This window comes from Streptomyces sp. NBC_01515 (genome assembly GCF_045040345.1).
In the GTDB taxonomy this organism is placed as follows: domain Bacteria; phylum Actinomycetota; class Actinomycetes; order Streptomycetales; family Streptomycetaceae; genus Streptomyces.
The window spans coordinates 6,641,958-6,662,637 of record NZ_CP109416.1 but is presented as its reverse complement, the minus strand read 5'-3'; the positions used below and the strand labels follow the sequence as shown (position 1 = coordinate 6,662,637).

Annotated in this window: 16 protein-coding genes and 1 pseudogene; 11 read left to right on the top strand and 6 right to left on the bottom strand. The window is 70.2% G+C overall.

The genetic code is table 11. From position 1 onward, the window contains the following. Positions 1-27 precede the first annotated feature (27 nt). The 6 genes and pseudogenes from OG407_RS30210 (at position 28) to OG407_RS30185 (ending at position 6,777) form a co-directional block, all read left to right on the top strand. Positions 28-2,034, top strand: coding sequence for a beta-galactosidase (locus OG407_RS30210; protein ID WP_405862798.1), 2,007 nt, complete (start codon positions 28-30; stop codon positions 2,032-2,034). Between the two features lie 75 nt (positions 2,035-2,109). Next, complete coding sequence (locus OG407_RS30205; protein ID WP_405862797.1) at positions 2,110-3,261, top strand: arabinogalactan endo-beta-1,4-galactanase; 1,152 nt, start codon at positions 2,110-2,112, stop codon at positions 3,259-3,261. Between the two features lie 76 nt (positions 3,262-3,337). Continuing rightward, positions 3,338-3,436: pseudogene (locus tag OG407_RS30200) on the top strand (transcriptional regulator); the annotation flags it as partial. A gap of 19 nt (positions 3,437-3,455) precedes the next feature. After that, positions 3,456-3,593, top strand: a complete 138-nt coding sequence (locus OG407_RS30195; protein WP_405868686.1) for a DUF397 domain-containing protein — start codon at positions 3,456-3,458, stop codon at positions 3,591-3,593. 360 nt (positions 3,594-3,953) lie between these two features. Further along, positions 3,954-5,783 carry a serine/threonine protein kinase gene (locus OG407_RS30190; protein ID WP_405862796.1) on the top strand — a complete coding sequence of 610 codons (1,830 nt, stop codon included), beginning with the start codon at positions 3,954-3,956 and terminating at the stop codon, positions 5,781-5,783. Between the two features lies 1 nt (position 5,784). Beyond that, the gene (locus tag OG407_RS30185) at positions 5,785-6,777 is read left to right on the top strand and encodes a helix-turn-helix transcriptional regulator (protein WP_405862795.1); all 993 of its coding nucleotides are present in this window, start codon (positions 5,785-5,787) and stop codon (positions 6,775-6,777) included. Here the strand turns inward: OG407_RS30185 and OG407_RS30180 are convergent. Then, on the bottom strand, positions 6,768-7,316 hold the full coding sequence (locus tag OG407_RS30180) for a hypothetical protein (protein ID WP_405862794.1): 549 nt from the start codon (positions 7,314-7,316) through the stop codon (positions 6,768-6,770). The two genes, OG407_RS30185 and OG407_RS30180, sit on opposite strands and share 10 nt — an antisense overlap. A gap of 64 nt (positions 7,317-7,380) precedes the next feature. Here OG407_RS30180 and OG407_RS30175 point away from each other — a divergent pair, with 64 nt between their 5' ends. Together OG407_RS30175 and OG407_RS30170 are read left to right on the top strand one after the other, a co-directional pair. After that, positions 7,381-8,121, top strand: coding sequence for a hypothetical protein (locus tag OG407_RS30175; RefSeq protein WP_405862793.1), 741 nt, complete (start codon positions 7,381-7,383; stop codon positions 8,119-8,121). A gap of 9 nt (positions 8,122-8,130) precedes the next feature. Further along, positions 8,131-8,808, top strand: coding sequence for a formylglycine-generating enzyme family protein (locus OG407_RS30170; RefSeq protein WP_405862792.1), 678 nt, complete (start codon positions 8,131-8,133; stop codon positions 8,806-8,808). A 35-nt stretch (positions 8,809-8,843) separates the two neighbouring features. Here OG407_RS30170 and OG407_RS30165 read toward each other — a convergent pair whose 3' ends face one another. Both OG407_RS30165 and OG407_RS30160 read right to left on the bottom strand, forming a co-directional pair. Further along, positions 8,844-10,064 carry an NAD(P)-binding domain-containing protein gene (locus OG407_RS30165; protein WP_405862791.1) on the bottom strand — a complete coding sequence of 407 codons (1,221 nt, stop codon included), beginning with the start codon at positions 10,062-10,064 and terminating at the stop codon, positions 8,844-8,846. Between the two features lie 92 nt (positions 10,065-10,156). After that, complete coding sequence (locus tag OG407_RS30160; RefSeq protein ID WP_405862790.1) at positions 10,157-11,428, bottom strand: ATP-grasp domain-containing protein; 1,272 nt, start codon at positions 11,426-11,428, stop codon at positions 10,157-10,159. A 196-nt stretch (positions 11,429-11,624) separates the two neighbouring features. On the opposite strand from OG407_RS30160, the gene fahA reads away from it, so the two are divergent. Further along, a complete protein-coding gene (fahA, locus tag OG407_RS30155) occupies positions 11,625-12,839 on the top strand; it encodes a fumarylacetoacetase (RefSeq protein ID WP_405862789.1) in 1,215 nt (404 codons plus the stop codon). 222 nt (positions 12,840-13,061) lie between these two features. Next, complete coding sequence (locus OG407_RS30150) at positions 13,062-14,000, top strand: M56 family metallopeptidase (RefSeq protein WP_366099681.1); 939 nt, start codon at positions 13,062-13,064, stop codon at positions 13,998-14,000. A 496-nt stretch (positions 14,001-14,496) separates the two neighbouring features. Here the strand turns inward: OG407_RS30150 and recQ are convergent, their stop codons facing one another. Continuing rightward, on the bottom strand, positions 14,497-16,572 hold the full coding sequence (gene recQ / locus OG407_RS30145) for a DNA helicase RecQ (protein WP_405862788.1): 2,076 nt from the start codon (positions 16,570-16,572) through the stop codon (positions 14,497-14,499). 255 nt (positions 16,573-16,827) lie between these two features. On the opposite strand from recQ, the gene OG407_RS30140 reads away from it, so the two are divergent. After that, the gene (locus OG407_RS30140) at positions 16,828-17,367 is read left to right on the top strand and encodes a hypothetical protein (protein WP_405862787.1); all 540 of its coding nucleotides are present in this window, start codon (positions 16,828-16,830) and stop codon (positions 17,365-17,367) included. Positions 17,368-17,452: 85 nt separating this feature from the next. On the opposite strand, the gene nuoN is transcribed toward OG407_RS30140, so the two are convergent. Together nuoN and OG407_RS30130 are read right to left on the bottom strand one after the other, a co-directional pair. Further along, on the bottom strand, positions 17,453-19,111 hold the full coding sequence (gene nuoN / locus OG407_RS30135) for an NADH-quinone oxidoreductase subunit NuoN (RefSeq protein WP_328680221.1): 1,659 nt from the start codon (positions 19,109-19,111) through the stop codon (positions 17,453-17,455). Next, positions 19,108-20,679 carry an NADH-quinone oxidoreductase subunit M gene (locus OG407_RS30130; RefSeq protein WP_405862786.1) on the bottom strand — a complete coding sequence of 524 codons (1,572 nt, stop codon included), beginning with the start codon at positions 20,677-20,679 and terminating at the stop codon, positions 19,108-19,110. Before OG407_RS30130 ends, nuoN begins: the two co-directional genes overlap by 4 nt. Position 20,680: the final 1 nt, after the last annotated feature.

The window sequence follows — 20,680 nt, the reverse complement described above, 5'->3', positions numbered from 1 at the left end:
CAGTCACCGATCCCCGGGAGTGAACCCATGCCGTCCCCCGCCCCGCACGACCGTCTGCCGCTCGCCTTCGGAGGTGACTACAACCCCGAGCAGTGGCCGCAGGAGGTCTGGGAGGAGGACGTACGGCTGATGCGGGAGGCCGGGGTCACGACGGTCTCCCTCGGCGTCTTCTCCTGGGCCCGGATGGAGCCGCGTCCGGGTGCGTACGACTGGGAGTGGCTGGACACGGTGATCGGCCTGCTGCACGCGGCGGGCATCGCGGTGAACCTCGGCACGCCCACGGTGGTGCCGCCGGCGTGGTTCTACCGAGCGCACCCTTCCGCGCTGCCGGTGACGCGGGAGGGCGTGCGCCTCGCGTTCGGCTCACGCGGAGCGATCTGCCACTCGGACCCCGACTACCGTTCGGCGGCGGCCACGATCACGACGGCGCTCGCCGAGCGCTACGGCAGCCACCCGGCCGTGGTCCTGTGGCACGTCCACAACGAGTACGGCGCCCCGGTCCTCGCCTGCTACTGCGATGTCTGCGCGGCGGCCTTCCGGGGGTGGCTGCGTGAGCGCTACGGCACCCTCGATGCCCTCAACCACGCCTGGGGGACGGCGTTCTGGGGCCAGCAGTACGGCGACTGGGAGGAGATCACCCCGCCCCGGGCGACCCCGTCCGTATGCAATCCCACCCAGCAACTCGACTACCACCGCTTCGCCGACGCCCAGGCCCGCGCCAACTTCGTCGCCGAGCGGGACATCCTGCACCGCCTCTCCCCCGGCGTCCCCGTCACCACCAACTTCATGGTCGCGCCGAGCCAGGGCCAGACCGTCGACTACTGGGCCTGGGCGAAGGAGGTCGACCTCGTCACCAACGACCACTACCTGATGACCGACGGCCGCCGTACGCACGTGAACCTGGCGCTGGCGGCGGACTTGACGCGTTCGGTGGCGGGCGGCGGCCCGTGGCTGCTGCTGGAACACGCCACGTCCGGGGTCAACTGGCAGCCGTACAACCCCGCGAAGCGCCCAGGTGAGATGGCGCGGAACTCACTCGGGCACGTGGCCCGGGGTTCCGAGGGCGCGATGTTCTTCCAGTGGCGGCAGTCGCAGTCGGGGGCGGAGAAGTTCCACACGGCGATGCTGGCGAACTCCGGTACGGACAACCGGGGTTGGCGCGAGGTGACGGAACTCGGCCGCCGGGTCGGGGAGTTGAGCCGGGCCGGTCTACGGGGTACGCGGACCCGGGGTGACGTGGCGATGGTCTGGTCGTGGGACTCCTGGTGGGCGCAGAGCCTGGAGTGGCGGCCGAGCCAGGACCTGGACGCGCGGGAACGGTTGGATTCGTTCTACGAGGCCTTGTACGACCGGCACTTGACGGTGGACTTCCTGCCGCCGACGGGGCTGTCCGACCTGGACCCGGAGCGGTATCCGCTACTGGTGGTACCGCAGTTGTACGCGGCGCCGGTGGGGGTGGGGGCGGATCTGGAGCGGTACGTGTCGCGGGGCGGGACCGTGTTGGTCTCCTTCTTCTCCGGGATCGTCGACGAGAACGACACGCTGCATCCGGGGGCGTATCCGGGGGCGTTGCGGGACGTACTCGGGCTGACGGTCGAGGAGTTCGACCCCTTGCTGCCGGGTGAGGTGGTGTCGGTTCGGGGGACGGACGGCGCGCTGTACGAGGCGGATCTGTGGTCGGAGGTGGTCGTGCCGGGTGCGGGCTGCGAGACGGTCGCCGTGTTCGCCGATGGGCGTACGGCGGGTGGGGCGGCGCTGACGCGGCACGCGGTGGGGTCGGGGGCGGCGTGGTACCTGGCGACGCGGTTGACCGGTGCCGACCTGGCCGCCGTGGTGGACCTCGCCCTCGCGGACGCGGGGATCACGCCGGTCGATCTGCCCCGCGATGTCGAACTCGTCGTACGGGAGGGCGAGTCGGGGACGTTTCGCTTCGCGGTGAACCACACCGGGGGCGAGGTGAAGGTGGTGCTGCCGGACGGGAGTCGGGCGGCGGTGCCGGCGGGCGGGGTGGAGGTCTTCCGGGACCCGCACTGACCAACTGGCTTGTGGCGTACGCCAGTTCTGGTGTTTCTGTTCTGTGGTTTCTGTTCGGTGAAAGGGAACTTCGTGATGCGCAGACGCAGTGTTCTTACGGCGGCGGGGGCAGTCGGTGCCGCCGCGCTCGCGGTACCGGTGTTGGGCACGACGCCCGCAGCCGCTGCCGACCGGCGCCGGTTGGAGATCCGGGGGATGGACATCTCGTCGCTCCCCAAGGACGAGGCGTTCGGGGCGATTTACCGCCGGGCGGACGGTCGCCGGGACGATCCGATCCGCATCCTGGCCGACGCGGGCGTCACCCACGCCCGCCTCAAGGTCTGGGTGAACCCGGCCGACGGCTACAACAACAAGCGGCACATCCTGCCGTTGGCGAAGCGGTTGCGCCGGGCGGGGATCGGCATCTGGGTCGACTTCCACTACTCCGACACGTGGGCGGACCCGTCCCACCAGACCAAGCCGGCGGCCTGGGCGGACCTGGACGTGGCGGGCCTGACGCGCGCGGTCTACGACCACACGGCGGACATCCTGGGCGCGTTGCGCCGCCAGGGCACCCCGGCGGACCTGGTGCAGATCGGCAACGAGATCAACGGCGGGCTGCTCTGGCCCACCGGCAAGAACTGGGGTGACGACGGCGGGGGTTGGGGCAACCTGACGACGTTCCTCAAGGCGGGCCTGAACGCGGCGCGCGACACGACCCCGCGTATCCGCACGATGCTCCACATCGCTTCCGGCGGCGACAACGGCACGTCGCGTTGGTGGTACGACAACGTGGTCGCCGACGGCGTCGACTTCGACATCATCGCCCAGTCGTACTACCCGTTCTGGCACGGAGCCCCGGCGGCAGCCGCGGCCAACTTGGCTGATCTGGCCGCGCGTTACGACAAGCCGGTGCTGATCGCGGAGACGGCGTATCCCTTCACGCTGAAGAGCGAGGACGCGACGAACGACATCATGTACGACCCCTCGCAGCTGACGGAGGGGTATCCGGCGACACCGGCGGGGCAGGCGGCGTGGCTGCGGACGGTGGCGGACCTGATGGTGGATGTGCCTGGCAACAAGGGCCTGGGCTACTGCTATTGGGAGGGCGTGTGGACGTACCGGGCCGGTGACGGCTGGGACCCGACCGACCCGACGTCCGGCAACGCGTGGGAGAACCTGGCGTTGTTCGACTTCCAGGACAGGGCGTTGCCGGGGTTGAGGACGCTGGGGCGGTACCGGTCGTAACGCCCGCAAGTGACGAGTCCAACCCGTACGGTTACTGTCCGGTGCTTGTCCAGTGCTGTCCGGGCTGTCGGCAGGGGTCTACAAGATCGAGGGCGGGAAGCGGATTCCTCGGCCTGAGTATCTGGACAAGGCGGAGGAGGTGTTGAGGGCGGATGGGCTGATCTCGGCGATGAAGTAGCCACCACCCCGCCACGATCCACATCCGCGACTCCAAGCACAACACCCTGGGCCCCCGCCTCACCTTCATCCCCTCCACCTGGACCGACTTCATCCCCTGCGTCTCGAACAACCAGCCCCGCCCTTGGAGTTGGTTGGAGCAATGCCGTGGGTAGTACTGCTGTCCCTACCCTGCCCCCTAGGCCGCTGCCGCCCCCGTAGAGGATGATCGGCACGCGAAGGGCCCGGCGAGTTCGTCGACCACGGTCGCCGGACCTTCCTGACGTGAGACGGCGGCGCCGCCCCGCTCGCGGCCGGGCCCTGCTCCTCATGGAACCGACCAACAGCCCGGTTGTCGCCCCGCGCGCGACAACCGGGCCCGGCGCGCCGTAGAAAGCGGCTGCTTCCGGGCCCTTCGCTGCCACAATGCTCCTCAATTAGCCGTAGGCAAGGGGCCGTTGGGCGTGCGGTCGGCCGGAGGAACCCCGTGGCGCCGTCGGCCGGATCGGTCCTGAAGCAGAGAAAAGGAACCCACGGTGTCCGACGAAGGACGGCTGATCGCCGGCCGATACCTCATCCTCGACCGCATCGGTCGGGGCGGCATGGCCACCGTCTGGCGCGCCCACGACGAACTCCTCGGCCGCCAGGTCGCCGTGAAGAAGCTCCACTCCCAGCCCCAACTCGACGACGCCGAACTCGCCACCCTCTTCGAACGCGCCCGGCGCGAGGCGCACAGCGCCGCCCGGATCAGCCACCGCAACGTCGTTGTCGTCCACGACGTCGTGGACGACGAGGGCCGGCCCACCATCGTGATGGAGTACGTGCGCTCCACCACCCTCGCCGACCGGATCAAGGCGTACGGCACGGTCCCGCTCGACGAGGTCGCCCGGATCGGCCGGGGCGTGATCGCCGCGCTACGGGCCGCGCACCGGGCCGGGGTCCTGCACCGGGACGTGAAACCGGCCAACGTGCTGCTCGCCGAGGACGGCCGCGTGGTCCTCACCGACTTCGGCATCGCCCAGGCCGTCGAGACCTCGGCGCTCACCCGCACCGGCCAGTTGGTGGGATCGGTCGACTTCATGGCCCCCGAGCGGCTGGTCGGCGCCAAACCGGGGCCGGAGGCGGACCTGTGGGCACTGGGCGCGACGCTCTTCGAAGCGGTCGAGGGCCGCTCACCGTTCCTCCGGGAAACGGTGGCCCAGACGATGTACGCCATCGCCATGGAACCGGCCCCCGAAGTGCGCGGTGCCGGACCACTCACCCCGCTGATCCAGGGCCTGCTCGTGGCCAAACCGGCCGACCGGCTGTCGGCCGAGGACGCCGAACGCATGCTGCGAAGACCGGCGGGCGCAGCGGGGTCCTCCGTTGTTCCACCCGCCGCCGCCCACCCAACGGCCGTGGCCGACGACGCTCCGGCTCCGGCTCCGGCTCCGACTCCGGCCGCGAACCCAGTGCCCGAGTCCGCATCGCCATCGCCATCGCCATCGCCATCGCCATCGCCATCAGCATCAGCATCGGCATCGGCATCGGCATCGGCATCGGGGCTCAACTCGGACCACGGAACCGGCGAGGCCCCCGCAGCCGAGCCACCCGCAGAACCTCCGCAGCCCGATACGACCGACCAACAGGCGCACCGGCCCCCAGGCCGTTCGAAGAAGCCGGTCGTGCTCGCCGCAGCCGTCGCCACGGCGCTGTTGATCACGATCGCCGTACTGCTGACCAACCTGCCAACGGGGAAGAGCAGCGCCAGCGTCAGCGCCACCGCGTCGGACGGCCCGCTCCCGGCCGACAACCCCACCCAGCGGTCCACGGACACATCCGCACCCACGGCCTCCTCCCCCAAGGCGTCCTACTCCGCGACTTCCGGCGCCAAGTGGCCGACACCGCACGCCTCTTCGAAGCCGACGTCCACGACCGTGCGGGAGGGCTCCGAGCCGGAGTCCGGAAGCGATGCCGGATCCGAGGACAGCGGATCCGACGCAACGGTCGACCCGGCCGTCGGCCAGGCCCTGGTGGTCCCCGCCACGCAGAAGTGCCTGAGCGGCGGCGCCGGGACCGAGGGAATCCAGCTGGTCCATGTCGCCTGCGACGGCTCCGCGGCCCAGCGCTGGCAGACCGGATCGGGGGGCACCTTCCGCTCCTTGGGGAAATGCATGACCGTGGCCGGCGGAGCGAGCGACGACCGGACCGAGATCCAACTGAGCGCGTGCAGCGGCGACTCCAGCCAGCGATTCCACTTCTCCGGTACGGAACTGGTGGCCGATCAGTCACAGAAATGCGTCACCGTTTTCGGGGGCACGAGCGGCACGGTGGTGGTCCTGTGGGAATGCAACGCCTGGGACAACCAGACGTGGACTCTCCAATGACATGGCCGATATGGCTGACATGGCTGACATGGCTGACATGGCTGACATGGCTGACACGGTTGACACGGTTGACACGGTTGACACGGTTGACATGCCGGTGATGAACCACTTCGGCATGGCTGTGCGCGGTTGGCGTGAGCGCATGTCACCGCAGGACAGCGGGCTGACGGTCGGCGGGGAACGGCGCATCTCCGGACTGCGCCGCGAAGAGCTGGCCGGTCTGGCGGGCATATCGGTCGACTACGTGATGCTGCTGGAGCAGGGCCGCGCTCGCAATCCGTCGGTCCAAGTGGTCACCGCTCTGGCCAGAGCACTGCGTCTCGACCCGTCCGAGCGTGACCATCTGTTTCGCTGCGCCGGCCTCGTACCGCCCTCGGTGGGGAAGGTCTCCAGGGAGATACCCCTGAGCGCGCGGCGACTTGTACGGCAGTTGGGAGACGTTCCCGCCGCGGTCTTCGCCGCCGACTGGACCATCCTCGGCTGGAACAGGATGTGGACGGCCGCGATCGGCGATCCCCGTGCGTACGGTTGGGACGAGCGCAGTCTCGTTGCCGGGACGTTCCCGGCGAGCGGCAGCCGAGGAATGGCACCGATTGCGGCATGGCCCATTCGGCCGGAAAAAGGCATCGAAGCGCAGGAGGAGGACCTCGTCGCCGACCTCCGTGTGACGGCCGCCGCCCATCCCCATGACGTACGTCTTGCCTCACTCGTCGAACGCGTGCTTCGAAGCAACCGGCGCTTCGCCCGTCTGTGGTCCAACGGCACTGCCGGCCCCTATGCCGGCGACCACGTGACCATCGAGCATCCACTGGTGGGTGACATCGCCCTCGACATCGACACCCTGATTCCGGCCGGCACCGACCTCAGGATCCTCACGTGTGCGACCGCGGCCGAGACCACCGCCGCGGAGAAGCTGGCCGCTCTGCGTGCGTCCTGTCCCCCGCCGCGCGACGGACTGACCCGCCCCGGCCCGGAGACCTCCGATCAGGGCTGAACAGGCAGGCCGGGAGGCCGGGTCGGGTCGTAGTGCGTGCGGGCGAAGGTGTCGTTCGCGCGGTGCACGGTGTCGGGTTCGGGCGGCGCCGGCCACACGCTGAGGACGTGCTCCTCCACCGGGGTGTCACCGGCGTACCCCTCGCCTTCATCGCGTCCACGCGCCTGGACCCGGACGCGATACCAACCCGCGCCGCCCGTCGCGAAGTTCCCGGCGTCCTCCTCTACGTCACCTCCCCACCGGAACAGCCGCAGGTCGCCACTCGTACTGCAGATGCTCACGTCCACCACGGTCTCCCACTCCTCGCCCGGCAGCGGTGGTTCGTCCGCGCACTGCCGGGTGGTCAGGCGTATCCAGCCGGTGTGCGTGCCCGCGAGCACCGTGAGGTGTTCCGGGCCCCCTGCCGCCAGGCTGTTCCCCGCGAAGATCCGCCGGACCGTGTCGGCGTCGTCGTACTCGCTGAGAAATTCGTCGCCCTGCAGGTAGTACTGCCGGTAGGAGACGAACATGCGATCCGAAGTCCACGTCGTGCAGCGCATCCACCGGATCATGCCCTGCCCCACTGACAACGCGTGGCAAAGACCTGGAAGGCATCATCGAGGCATGTTCACCCCCGAACAACGCGACCGCACCCGCGCCCAACTCCTCGCCCACGCCGAGTCCGACGACTCGATCACCGGCTTCGCCTACACCGGCTCGCTCGCCACCGGCACCGGCGACCGCTGGTCGGACACGGACATCGTGATGGGTGTCCGTGGCGAGACCGGGGTCGCCGACGCCGTGAACCGATGGACGGCCTGGATCTACGACGAGTTCGGCACCCGGCACCACTGGGACCTGCCGGTGCCGGGTGCGAGCGTCATCCGGCTGTTCCTGCTGCCCGGCTGGGTGGAACTGGACATCACCTTCACGCCGGAGGACGAGTTCGGCCCCCGGGGCCCACAGTGGCGAACCGTGTTCGGCCGGGATCAGCCGGTCGAAGCGTTCCCGCCGCCCGACGCGGACACGCTCGCCGGGCTCATCTGGCACCACGCGCTGCACGCCCTCAACTGCCTTGTACGCGGCCGGACTTGGCAGGCCGAGCACTGGATCAGCGCCCTGCGCGACCATGTGATCACCCTGGCCTGTCTGCGTCTGGGCCTGCCCACGGCCGACACGAAGGGCGCCCATCTGCTGCCCGAGGAGGTCACGGCCCCACTGGAATCCACCCTGGTCCGCTCCCTCACGGAACCGGAACTCCGCCGTGCGCTGACCGCGACGATCACGGTCGCGACAATGGAACTCGACCGCTCCGACCCCGAACTCACGGCCCGCCTGAGGCCGATGTTCGCGGAACTGACGTAAGGCATGGCCATGGGCACGCCCCCGCACATCGACCTCACCCCCGTCCCACCCGGCCGGGTCACCCTCAACGACCGCCGCACGCAACGCAGTTGGACGGTCGACCTCGCCCCCTTCCACCTCGGCACCCTCCCCGTCACCCAGGAGCAGTACGCCCAGATCACCGGCGAACGCCCGAGCACCGCGAAGGGCAACGACCACCTCCCCGTGGAGACCGTGTCATGGCGGGACGCGGTCCTCTTCTGCAACTCCCTCTCCCGGCAAGAGGAGTTGACCCCGGCGTACGACTTCGACGCCCAAGGCGAACCCCTCCTACGCTCCCCCTCCACCGACGGCTACCGCCTCCCCACCGAAGCCGAGTGGGAGTACGCGTGCCGGGCCGGGACGAGCGGCCCGCGCTACGGCCCCCTCGACGACATCGCCTGGCACCGCGGCAACTCCGACGAACGCCCCCACGAACCGGGCGCCCGACTCCCCAACCCCTGGGGCCTGCACGACATGCTGGGCAATGTCTGGGAATGGTGCTGGGACCTCTACGACCCCGAGGTCTACGGCACGTACCGCGTCCTGCGCGGCGGCGGCTGGTTCGACGAGCACTGGAGCTGCCGCGCCTCCGTACGCCGCCGAAGCCATCCGACGTTCCGGGTGGACGACGTGGGCTTCCGCGTCGCCCGGTCCGTCAGGAACTGAGCCCCCGTCCCCCGTCGCAGCCACCCGGTCGCCAACTACCCGTGCGCGGACGCCAGATGCTTCGCCAGCCTCGGCGACGCGAACTCCGTCCCGCACACGAACCGCATCACCGGCCCGTACGACGACGCCGACGGCAGCCCCGTGAAGTACACGCCCGGCACCGAGGACACGTACCCCTCCCCGAGCTTCGGCGTACCCCGGCTCACCGCCAGCTCGGTGCGCAGCTCAGGCCCCAGGAAGTCCATCGCCGCGATGTCCACCCGGTACCCCGTCGCGGATATGACGTGATCGGCGGTGAGTTGCTGCGTTCCCCCGCCCGGTGTCGCGACGGTGAGTACCGGGCCGCCGTTCGCCGCGCCCGCGCCCCCGTCCGCCTCCGCCCGTACGATCCGCTCGACCTCGCTGACCTGCACCTTCCCCTCGAACCGCTCGCGCAGCCACCACGCCCCGAGCGGCCCGAGCACCCGGCGGACCAGGTAGTGCCGGGCCTGCTCGGGGAGGTAGCGGTACGGCTGGGGGTGGTAACTCAGCGCCCACAGCGACCAAGCCCGCCCGAACGGCGACTCGGGGCGCAGCTTCGGCTGCTTCCACGGAGGTGCGCCGAACGCCACCCGGCCGTGCCCGCGCGAGACGATCCGCACGTTCGCGCCCGCCTCCGCCGCCAACACCGCCGTCTCCAGGGCGGATTGACCGGCGCCGACGACGATCAGCTCCTTGCCCTTGAACCCGCTCAGGTCGTGGTGCTGCGAACTGTGCGAGACGGGACCGGCGGGCGCGGGCCCGTCGACCGCCGCCGCGGCCAGCTCCGGCGGGAGGTGGGCGAGGCCGTACAGGCCGGTCGCGACCACGACCGCCCTCGCCGTGAACAACTCCCCCGAGTCCAGCTTGAGTTCGAAGCCGCCGCCCGTCTTCCGGTCCACGGAGACGACCCGCACCCGCTCCAACTCGGGCACCAGCTTCTGCTGGAACCACTCGCCGTAGGCGATGAAGGTCTCCACCGGGATGATGTCCTCGTCGGTGACCAGGCGGGGGATGCCGGCCGCGTCGCAGTAGTCGACGAGGTTGTGGCCGGGCTGCGGGGCGTCGAGGCTGGAGGCGGCGGGGGTCGACTTCAGGAGCATCCCGGCGGGCATGTGGTCACGCCAACTGACCATGGGCTCGCCGAAGACACGGACCGGAATGCCGCGCGCCCGCAGATGCGCGGCGGTGGAAAGGCCGAACGGCCCGGCGCCGATGACTGCTACCGGTTGAATCACGAAGTCCCTCCCCAGGACGTCAATTCGTCACTTCGTGCCGGGGCCGCTGCTCGAACCCGCGTGCCCCTTGCGCTACTTGCTCGCAGCTGGAGTTACTGCTTACCGCTGCTGGTGCTGCTGCCGCGCCGGTTGGTGCGCCACAGTTGGTACAGATGCTTCGCGCCCGGCCGCACGAAGCGGGCCAGCATCGTGAAGAACGGCCGCAGGTCGTCACCCGCGAGCCAGGCCAGCTCCGTCCCGCTCGCCCGCGCCGGTGCGTGCGGCGTCGTATAGCCGCTGCGGCGGTAGGCGAGGAGGGCGGGCAGGTCGATGTTCTCCACGATGTACCGGTGGCCGGCGCGCTGTTCCCCCTCCGGGACGGAGCGGCCGGTCAGGTCGAGGTGCATGGCGCGGACCACGTCCACCCCCGACTCGTTCTCGAAGAGCCGGAACTGGGCGCCCATGCGGGGGTTGAAGTCGAGCAGTTTGTACTGACCGTCGCGCCGGTCGAAGCGCAGGTCGAGGTCGATGATTCCGGTGAAGCCGATCTGTTTGATGAAACGTGCGGCGAGGTCCGCGAGTTCCGGATTGTCCACGACATACGCATTTGCCGTCATGCCCGCGTGCGGCGGCCAGGAGCGCACCTTCACGCCGGTGAACATGGCGAGCGGGGTCGAGTCCTGGTCGAAGTACGCGTGCACGATCCAGTCCTCGGCGTCCTCCCTCGGCAGGTACTCCTGGAGGATCACGCCGGGGTGCGCGCCCCAGTCCCGGGCCAGCGTGAGCAGCCCTTCGCGGGTCGTGATCTTCGTCGTACCGTTGACGGCCGGCTGGGAGCGCCGTACGAATGCCTCCCTGTTCTTGGCGACGATCGGGAAGCGGGCCTTCTCGGCGAAGTCGACGATGTCGTCGTACGACTGCGGGAAGGCCGCCGCGGGGCTGGGGATGCCGTGTTCCACACAGAGTTCGTGCAGGCCCTGCTTGCTCGCGAGGTGACGCGGCAACTTCGGTTCCACCCGCGGGAAGAGGAAGCGGGAGCCGAGCACGTCCTGGTGCTCGGCGATCAGGACAGCGGCCTCCTCGTCGGTGGGGATGAGGACCGCGGGCCGGCCGATACGGCGCCCGACGCGCAGCAGGCCCTCCACCAGTCGCCCGGGTTCCTCCGTGCCGGTCGTCGGCCACACGAACGCGCGCTCCAGGTAACGGGACGCGGCCGCCGGCGTGTAACGGTCCTCCGTGATCGCATACATCGGCACGCCGAGGCGCCCCAGACTCCGGATCGCGCCCACCCCGCCGTGATGCAGCGGATAGTCGCCGAACTTCACGATCAGGCCCGGCACTTCGCGGTCGGCCTCGAAAGGCACACCGCTGGTGCGCTTGGCCACGGGTCCCCCCACGTGTCCCCCCTACGGACCGGACCCACCCCGTCCATGTCCCACAAAGGACGCTAAGCCGGAATTGCCTCCTCCGACAAGGCCTATTCGGACATTGCGAACTCTTTAGACACTGCCGGTTACCGCAACTCACCCGTAACGTGTGGCGCGGCCACATGCGAGTACGCACGAGAGTGAGGCAGCACCCATGCCCCCCTTCGATCTTCCCGAGGGCGACCCCTTCGGCCCGCACAACCTTCCCTACGGCGTCTTCTCGCCGGTCGGTTCGGACGAACGGAGGGTCGGCGTCCGGCTCGGCGACCACGTGCTCGACGCGGGCGCGGCAGCGGAGGCACTCGGCTCGCCGTACGTCTCCCTCCTCGCGCACCCGAGCCTCACCCCGCTGCTCGCGGCGGGCCACACGGCCTGGTCCGACGTCCGCCGCGCGCTGACCGCGTGGGTGACGGTCCCGTCCCACCAGGACACGATCACGCCGTACTTCCACCCCCTCTCGTCCGTGACCCTGCACCTCCCCTTCGAGGTCGCGGACTACGTCGACTTCTACGCCTCGGAGAACCACGCCCGGAACGTCGGCCACATCTTCCGCCCCGACGCCCCCGACTCCCTGACCCCCAACTGGAAGCACCTGCCGATCGGTTACCACGGCCGCGCCGGCACGGTCGTCGTCTCGGGCACGGAGGTCGTACGCCCGTCCGGCCAGCGCAAGTCCCCGGCCGACCCCGCGCCGGTCTTCGGCCCGTCGGTCCGCCTGGACATCGAGGCGGAGGTCGGCTTCGTGGTCGGCGCGCCGTCGACGATGGGCAGGCCGGTGCCGCTCGCCGACTTCCGCGAACACGTCTTCGGCCTCTGCCTCCTCAACGACTGGTCGGCCCGCGACATCCAGGCCTGGGAGTACGTCCCCCTCGGCCCGTTCCTCGGCAAGTCCTTCGCCACGTCGGTGTCGGCGTGGATCACCCCGCTGGACGCGCTGGAGGAGTCGCGAGCAACCCCGCCGGAGCGCACCCACGACCTCCTCCCCTACCTGGACGACGCGGCCGAGGAACCCGGCGGCTACGACCTCCGCATCACCGTCGCGATCAACGGCCACACGGTCTCCGAGCCGCCGTTCGCCACCATGTACTGGACGGCCGCCCAGCAACTCGCCCAGATGACGGCCAACGGCGCCTCCCTCCGCACCGGCGACCTCTACGGCTCCGGCACGGTCAGCGGCCCGACGGAACGCGAGCGGGGTTCCCTGCTGGAACTGACCTGGAACGGCCGCGACCCCCTCGAACTCCCGGATGGCAAGCGGACGTTCCTGGAGGACGGGGATGTGGTCACCCTGTCGGCGTGGGCCCCGGGGGCGGACGGCACGCGGGTGGGACTGGGCGAGGTCACGGGGCGGATCGTGGCGCGGGACTGAGGCGCGAGGGTCGGCGGGGTCGGCGGAGTCCGAGGCGTGGGGGCCGGCGGGTGAGATGAGTCCGGTGGTCTCTGTACACCTGACTCCAGCCGCCCGTGCAGTCATACTGACGGCGGGCAGCACACACGTCATGTGCCGGCCCTCGGGTACAGCCGCACCCGCGATTTCAGGTCCCCCCGTTCGTTCCGTTCGTTCCGCTGACCAGGATCCGGAGCCCATGGCATGACTGTCTGCCTGCTCCTGCTGAGCGTCGTCGCCCTCTCGGCCGCCGTGCCGGCTCCACGCGCGCTGACCCGGGCGCTGTGGCCCGAACGGGAACCCGTCATCGGCCTGTGGGTGTGGCAGTGCCTGGTCGCCACGGTCCTGCTGTGCTGCCTGGCCGCCCTGGTCCTGGGCGCCGCCGCCGTCTTCCACACCGTCCGCGATCATGTCTTCGCCCCCGCTCCCCCGGCCGTCACCGCGGCCTACGACCTCTCCGCCGCCCCCGTCTGGGCGGTCGCCCTCACGCTGTCACTGGCCTGCGGCGCCGCCTGGACCACCGCGATGCTGGCCCGCGAACTCGCCGAGGCCCGCCGCCGCCGAGGCCAGGCCCGCGCCCACCTCCGCGAACGCGCCCCCGACCTACCGGCGGGCCTGCCCCCGGCACGCGGCCCCTTGCTCGTCCTGGAGGACGAGTACCCGGACGCCTGGTGGATGCCCGGCCATCCACCCCAACTCGTGGTCACCACAGGCGCGTTGCACCGCCTTACCGGTCACCAGCTGGACGCGGTCCTCACCCACGAACGCGGCCACGCCCGAGCCCACCACGACTGGCTCCTGCACCTCTCCACCGCCCTGGCCTCGGGCTTCCCGCACGTCCCCCTGTTCGCCCACTTCTGCGACCAGACCCACCGCCTGGTCGAACTGGCCGCCGACGACACGGCCTCCCGCCAATGCGGCCACCTGACAACGGCGTTGGCCCTGATCGAACTGAACAACCACCGAGGCGTCCTCTCCTGCGCCTCCAGCCACCGCCTCCTGGGCGAACGCGTCAACCGCCTCCTGGACCCCCGCCCGAGGCTGGGCCGCCGCCACCGAGCCCTGACGACGACGGTGGCGACCCTGGTCCCCTTGCTGCCCCTACTGATCGTCTTCGCACCGGGGCTTACGGCCTTGGGCTGAGGGCCCTGAGCTGAGGGCCTGAACTCACACCCCGGGCCCGAGAACCTGGGCTCACGGTTCCGCGCCGACGCACCCGGGCCGGCGGCACTGGGTAGGTGGTCCCGGGTCAACGACCTTGTGGCGGACCGCAGTCGGCCGACGGCACCGGGCAGACGGCAGCGACCCGACAGCGGTGTCCGGCGGCAGCAGCCGACACCGCCGACCTGACGGCAACGGCAGACAGCCCCGGCCTCACGGCACCGGACTGGCGCTCCGGCCCGACGCTCCGGCCCGACGCACTCGCCCGACGGGACGGCCCGGCGGCGCCCACCCGAACGCACCGAGCTACGGCCCCGGCGCTGCGGGGCCCGACCCGAGGAGCCTGGCCCGAGCAGCCTGGACTCACGGCACTGCGCCGACGCCCTCTCCCCAGCCTGACCGCCCTGGGATGAGGGCCGTACCGGGAACTACCCATGCCCCTGTCCGGGCCCCAACACCCCAGTCCCGCCCCTACCGCCTACATCCAGTCCTCGGGCTCCGGCTCCTCATCCATCTCCGGCCAGTAATCCGCACCGGGGTCAACATCCTTCGCCGCCCGACCCGGAGCGGGTGCCGACGCCTGTGCCCGCGCCGGTGCCGGTACCGGCGCCGGCACTTCCACCGCAGCCGGCGTCGAAGTCGGAGTAACGGCCGGCGCCTCACCCAGCCCCGCCAGTACCCCGATCACGCCCTCCCCGTAGGTCGCCAGCTTCTTCTCGCCGACCCCGCTGATCTCGCCGAGCTGCCCCACGGACGTAGGCCAGATCGTCGCGATCTCCCGCAACGTGGCGTCGTGGAAGATGACGTACGCCGGAACTCCCTGCTCCCGCGCCTGCTCCGCACGCCAGGCGCGCAGGGCCTCGAAGGCGGGTTGCAGCGACTCGGGCAACTCCACCGCCGCGGCCTTGGCCTTGCGCTCGCCCCGGCCCGAGGACGAGGACCCCGACCGCGAGGAGCCCGCAGGCTTCTTCGGCTCCTTGCGGAGCGGCACCTCGCGCTCGCGCCGCAGCACCGTGCCGCTCGCCTCGGTGAGTACCAGCGTGCCGTACTCCCCCTCGACCGCGAGCAGCCCCTGCGCCAGCAACTGCCGTACGACGCCCCGCCATTCGCCCTCGGCCAGGTCCTGGCCGATGCCGAACACGGACAGCTGGTCGTGGTCGAACTGGATCACCTTGGCCGACCGGCGCCCCATGAGGATGTCGACGATCTGCAGGGCGCCGAACTTCTGGCCCCGCTCCCGCTGGAGTCGCACCACCGTCGACAGCACCTTCTGCGCGGCGACCGTGCCGTCCCAGGTCTCGGGCGGGGTGAGGCAGGTGTCGCAGTTGCCGCAGGCCGCAGCGTCCGGGTCCTGCCCGAAGTAGGCGAGCAGTTGGCCGCGTCGGCACTGCGCGGTCTCGCACAGCGCGAGCATCGCCTCCAGGTGGGAGGCGGCCCGGCGGCGGAACGCCTCGTCGCCCTCGCTGGACTGGATCATCTTGCGCTGTTGTATGACGTCGTTCAGGCCGTACGCCATCCACGCCGTGGAGGGCGATCCGTCACGCCCCGCACGACCCGTCTCCTGGTAGTACCCCTCCACCGACTTGGGCAGGTCGAGGTGGGCGACGAACCGTACGTCCGGCTTGTCGATGCCCATGCCGAAGGCGATGGTCGCTACGACGATCAGGCCGTCCTCGCGCAGGAACCGGGACTGATGTGCCGCGCGGGTGCCCGAGTCCAGGCCCGCGTGGTACGGCACCGCCTCGATGCCGTTGCGCGACAGGAACTCGGCGGTCGTGTCCACGGACTTGCGCGACAGGCAGTACACGATGCCCGCGTCGCCCGCGTGCTCCTCGCGCAGGAAGCTCAGCAGCTGCTTCTTGGGCTCGGCCTTCGGCACGATCCGGTACTGGATGTTGGGCCGGTCGAAGCTCGCGACGAAGTGCCGGGCGGTCGGCATGTTCAGCCGCTGGGTGATCTCCTTGTGCGTCGCGTCCGTGGCCGTCGCCGTGAGCGCGATCCGGGGAACGTCGGGCCAGCGCTCGCCGAGCACCGAGAGGGACAGATAGTCCGGGCGGAAGTCGTGACCCCACGACGACACACAGTGCGCCTCGTCGATCGCGAACACCGAGATCTTGCCGCGCGACAGCAGGTCCAGCGTGTTGTCGAGCCGCAGCCGCTCCGGCGCGAGATAGATCAGGTCCAGCTCGCCCGCCAGGAACTCCGCCTCGACCACGCGCCGCTCGTCGAAGTCCTGCGTCGAGTTCATGAACCCGGCGCGCACCCCGAGCGCCCGCAGCGCGTCCACCTGGTCCTGCATCAGCGCGATCAGCGGCGAGACGACAACTCCCGTACCGGGTCTGACCAGGGACGGGATCTGGTAGCACAACGACTTTCCGCCGCCGGTCGGCATAAGGACGACGGCGTCGCCGCCCGCCACCACATGCTCGATGACCTCTTCCTGCTCGCCGCGGAAGCTGTCGTAGCCGAAGACCCGGTGGAGCGTGGCCAGCGCCTCGCTCTCGCCCTGTGCCGCCGGCGTCCGTACTTCGGTCGTCACAACCGTCCCGCCCATCCCGTGCATCGCTCGTCCCCCGTACGTCGTCCCTCGACCACTGCGTCCACGATAGGGCTCCGCGCTGACAGCGTCGGAGTTATCCACAGGCTGGCGGCGGTGACCGAATGTGGTCATTCGATTGGCTCCCGTCACATGGCGCGACGGATACGGCCGGAACATGCTGCTCGGGCGGGACCGCGGAGGCCCGCCACGCCCCGAACGGACGGCGCGCCGTGCGTGCGGACGCCTCCCGAAAGTCCAAGGAGCCCCACCATGTCCCCTCGGTCCTCGCGGTCCCCTCGGCCCCTGCGGAGCACCGTCAAGACCACCCTCGCGGCGGCGACGGCCGCGGCCTTCGCGCTGACCGCCGCCCCGGCCCACGCCGCGCCCGAACCCGACCCGTCCGTGTGGACCCAGCTGAGCAGAACGACTCAGGCCACCGCCAAGTACGGGTACGAAGGGTTCGCGGCGGCCGGCGGATACGCGCGCACCGACACCTGCGTCGCCGACCCCACCGAGGGCGGCATGGGCTACCACTACGTCAACCCGGCGAACATCGGCTCGGTCGATCCGCAGAAGCCGGCGGCCCTCGTGTACGCGGACGGGTCCGGCTTCACCGACGGACGCAAGCTGGTCGCGGTGGAGTGGGTCGTGAAGGACACGGGCCAGGCGACCGCGCCGACGCTGTTCGGGCAGACCTTCCAGAAGGACCAGCTCCCCGGTTACTTCACCCTGCACGCCTGGCTCTACAAGCCCAACTCGGCCGGCCTGTTCGCCGCGTGGAACCCCGAGGTCATCTGCCCGACGGCCTGACCGCACGGCCTGACCGCGCACACGCGAAGGCCCCGGCTCGCTCGAAGCGAACCGGGGCCTTGCGCATGGGCTCATCGGCCTGTGCTCAGCGCACGAACACCCCGGCCTGGTTGGCCAGGTGCAGGAAGTACTGCGGGGCCACACCGAGGACGAGCGTGGCCGCCACGGCCACCCCGATCGTCGCCATGGTCAGCGGAGACGGGACCGCGACGGTCGGGCCGTCGGGCCTCGGCTCGCTGAAGAACATGAGCACGATCACGCGGATGTAGAAGAACGCCGCGATGGCGGAGGAAAGCACACCGACCACGACCAGCGGTGCCGCGCCACCGGCCGCCGCCGCCTTGAACACGGCGAACTTCCCGGCGAAGCCGGCCGTCAGCGGGATGCCCGCGAAGGACAGCAGGAACACCGCGAACACGGCCGCGACCAACGGCGACCTCCGCCCGAGCCCCGCCCACTTCGACAGGTGCGTCGCCTCGCCGCCCGCATCCCGTACGAGGGTGACGACCGCGAACGCGCCGATCGTCACGAACGAGTACGCGCCCAGGTAGAAGAGCACGGACGAGACGCCGTCCCGGGTGGTCGCGATGACGCCCGCGAGGATGAAGCCCGCGTGCGCGATCGACGAGTACGCCAGGAGCCGCTTGATGTCGGTCTGGGTGATCGCGACGATCGCGCCGCCCAGCATCGTGATGATCGCCACGCCCCACATGACGGGCCGCCAGTCCCAGCGCAGGCCCGGGAGCACGACGTAGAGCAGGCGGAGCAGTGCTCCGAAGGCGGCGACCTTGGTCGCGGCGGCCATGAAGCCGGTGACCGGGGTCGGCGCGCCCTGGTAGACGTCGGGCGTCCACATGTGGAACGGGACCGCGCCCACCTTGAAGAGCAGCCCCATGACGATCATCGCGCCGCCGATGAGGAGCAGCGCGTCGTTGCCCATGGTGTCGGCGAGGGCCGGGTTGATGTTGGTGATGGAGCCGTCGACGACCTGCGCGATCGTGGAGTACGACATCGAGCCCGCGTAGCCGTAGAGCAGCGCGATGCCGAACAGGGTGAACGCGGAGGCGAAGGCGCCGAGGAGGAAGTACTTGACCGCGGCCTCCTGCGACAGGAGCCGCTTGCGGCGGGCCAGGGCGCAGAGGAGGTAGAGCGGGAGGGAGAAGACTTCCAGGGCGACGAACAGGGTCAACAGGTCGTTGGCGGAGGGGAAGACGAGCATTCCGGCGACCGCGAACAGCAGGAGGGGGAACACCTCCGTGGTGGTGAACCCGGCCTTGATCGCCGCCTTCTCGCTGTCGCTGCCGGGTACGGACGCGCCCTGGGCGGCGAACGAGTCGACCCGGTTGCCGTGCGCCTCGGGGTCGAGTCGCCGTTCCGCGAAGGTGAACAGGCCGACCAGTCCGGACAGCAGGATCACGCCTTGGAGGAACAGGGCCGGTCCGTCGACCGCGATCGCGCCCATCGCCGCGATGTGCGCCTTGGTGGTGCCGTACCCGTCCGCCGCGAGCGCCACGACCGCCGCGAAGGCGGCGCAGAGCGCTACGGCGGACACGAACACCTGGGCGTAGTAACGGGACTTGCGCGGGACGAACGCCTCGACCAGCACCCCGATGAGGGCCGCGCCGAGGATGATCAAGGTGGGCGACAATTGCCCGTACTCGATCTTCGGCGCGTCGATCTTGGAGATCGGGTCGGCCGCGGTTGCCGCCGTTGTCCACAGGCTGTGGACGGCTGTTGCGCTCACTTGGCCGCCTCCACCGAGGGCTTGGGATCCTTCTTGTGCACGTCGGACAAGGTCTGCTTGACCGACGGGTTCACGATGTCCGTGACGGGCTTCGGGTAGACGCCCAGGAAGATCAACAGCACGATCAGCGGGGCGACGACCAGGAGTTCACGCGGGCGCAGGTCCGGCATCGAGGCGACCTCGGGCTTCACCGGACCGGTCATCGTCCTCTGGTAGAGGACGAGGGTGTAGAGCGCGGCGAGGACGATGCCGAAGGTGGCGATGATCCCGATCGCCGGGTAGCGCGAGAACGTGCCGACCAGGACGAGGAACTCGCTCACGAAGGGCGCGAGTCCCGGCAGCGAGAGCGTGGCCAGGCTGCCGATCAGGAAGGTGCCCGCGAGCACCGGGGCGACTTTCTGCACCCCTCCGTAGTCGGCGATCAGACGCGAGCCGCGCCGCGAGATCAGGAAGCCGGCGACGAGCATCAACGCGGCCGTGGAAATGCCGTGGTTGACCATGTAGAGCGTCGCGCCGGACTGGCCCTGGCTGGTCATCGCGAAGATGCCCAGCACGATGAACCCGAAGTGCGAGATCGACGCGTACGCCACCAGCCGCTTGATGTCCCGCTGCCCGACCGCGAGCAGCGCGCCGTAGATGATGCTGATCACGGCGAGGACGAGGATGACGGGCGTGGCCCACTTGCTGGCGTTCGGGAACAGCTGGAGGCAGAAGCGGAGCATCGCGAAGGTGCCGACCTTGTCGACAACTGCCGTGATCAGTACGGCGACCGGCGCCGTCGCCTCGCCCATCGCGTTGGGCAGCCAGGTGTGCAGCGGCCACAGCGGCGCCTTCACCGCGAAGGCGAAGAAGAAGCCGAGGAACAGCCAGCGTTCGGTGTTGGTCGCCATGTGCAGCGTGCCGTTGGCCCGCGCCTGCGCGATCTCCGCGAGCGAGAAGTTCCCGGCGACTACGTAGAGGCCGATCACGGCCGCCAGCATGATGAGCCCGCCGACCAGGTTGTAGAGCAGGAACTTGACGGCGGCGTACGACCGTTGGGTGGCCGCCGCCTCGTCGCCGTGCTCGTGGGCGCTGTCCCCGAAGCCGCCGATGAGGAAGTACATCGGGATCAGCATGGCTTCGAAGAAGATGTAGAAGAGGAAGACGTCGGTGGCCTCGAAGGAGATGATCACCATCGCCTCCACCGCAAGGATGAGAGCGAAGAAGCCCTGGGTGGGCCGCCAGCGCTTGTTGCCCGTCTCCAGGGGGTCGGCGTCGTGCCAGCCGGCCAGGATCACGAACGGGATCAGCAGGGCGGTGAGCGCGATGAGCGCGACCGCGATGCCGTCCACACCCAGCTCGTAGCGGACCCCGAAGTCGGCGATCCAGGCGTGGGACTCGGTGAGTTGGTAGCGGTCGCCGCCGGGGTCGAAGCGCACCAGGATGGTGATGCCCAGCGCGAGCGTCGCCAGCGAGACGAGCAGCGCCAGCCATTTCGCGGCGGTGCGCCGGGCGGCCGGGACGGCGGCCGTGGCCACCGCCCCGAGGGCCGGGAGCGCCGCCGTCGCTGTCAGGAGGGGAAAGGACATC